Genomic DNA, 1,319 nt, shown 5'->3' with positions numbered 1-1,319 from the left:
CGGCAACCGCGAGCCGCTGAACAAGAACGAGGAGAACAAGAAGAACGATGACGGGCTGAACGTACGCCAGCGCATCATCGACATCTACTCCAAGGTCGCTGCCTCTGCCGGAATACAAGCTGCATGTCCGAAAGCACATGCCACCTACAGCAGCGATGTATCGACCGTTTTGGCTCGGCGACCTTCGCGATCCGGCCGACCCGGAACGTCTAACCCATTTCCTATGTAGTGCCGGCGTCTATTACGGGACAAGTTCAAAGCCCTCATCCCTCCCGCGTCTTACGCGGATTCTGGAGGCGTGTGATGGCCTCGTGGTAGAGGTAGATGGACTTGTCTACTTTGGCGGACGTGGACGGTATGTAAAAGGAGTGATTGTTCAAAAACGCCCGGACAATCTAATCGCCGTGTCCGAGATTGGAGTAGAGCACCCAGGACTCCAAATTCGAGATATTGGGGTCTTTCAAGGATGGCATTTCCGCGTCCAAGCAGATGGGATTTGGCTCAGGGAGGTGCACGAAGACGATTGCGACTGCGGTTCTGATGAGCACGATGAGCAGCTTAAGTTGCTCGGTCGAGTGGAAGAATGCTTGGCGGACGGTTCCATAGAGCATCAATCTCCAGGCTTCTACGTCGAAAGAGGCGTCAGGAGAGACTCCGATCCCTCACTTATGAGAGAGGTTCACGCTTCCCGGGCGGAGGTGGATCCGTGAGGTGGGGCATGTGCATGGGCGTCATTGACGTGAGCCTGCCGGGACGCACCCCGTGTCTCGAATAGCGGATTGTTCACGGATGACTCGCCTGCGACAATGGAAGTTGTTCTTGGAGATGAGTGTGTGACCATGGAAGGGTATCTGCCTTTAGCGATTCTGGTCGTCGGAACGATCGTGTTCTTCGTCCATCGATCAAGCAAAGACAAGCGGGTTCTCCAGGTGGTGGCCGGGGCGCTGTTCGCCCAGGCAGACTTGCTGGCCGCCCGCGGGGAGCAGAGGAAGTCCGAGGAGCTGCGTGAGCAGTGGCATGCATTGAATCGTGCGCAAGCGTCTCTGAGAGCTAAGCCGAGGGTCGCTATCGAGGATGCCGAGCAGCTTGCGCTCCTCCGGCTTACTAGCCCGTTTGATCTTGAAAAGCTGATGATCTGGTATGGCTCTCATTTGGAGGCCTATGACTCTCTCATGCGACTCGCAGGGAAGATGGAAAAGATTCGCAACGCACGGTAGTGGGCGCTTCTGTCCCCGATTCGCTGAGCGTTCCCTGACGTAATAAGGAAGAGTCATCGTGAAGAAGAGGAAGTTTGCTGGATTGGTGGTGATGGTGGTCAC

Annotated in this window: 2 protein-coding genes; both read left to right on the top strand. The window is 56.0% G+C overall.

Translation table 11 applies throughout. The annotated features are described in order from the left end of the window. On the top strand, nucleotides 1-229 hold a 229-nt coding region (locus ABZX22_RS45150), incomplete at its 5' end, for a hypothetical protein (protein ID WP_354923522.1). Nucleotides 230-806: 577 nt separating this feature from the next. Then, on the top strand, nucleotides 807-1,217 hold the full coding sequence (locus tag ABZX22_RS45145) for a hypothetical protein (RefSeq protein ID WP_354923519.1): 411 nt from the start codon (nucleotides 807-809) through the stop codon (nucleotides 1,215-1,217). Nucleotides 1,218-1,319 lie beyond the last annotated feature (102 nt).

Origin of the sequence: Nonomuraea sp. NPDC003804, assembly GCF_040610675.1 — a bacterium.
Lineage (GTDB): Bacteria > Actinomycetota > Actinomycetes > Streptosporangiales > Streptosporangiaceae > Nonomuraea.
This window is presented reverse-complemented; position numbering and strand designations above follow the sequence as displayed.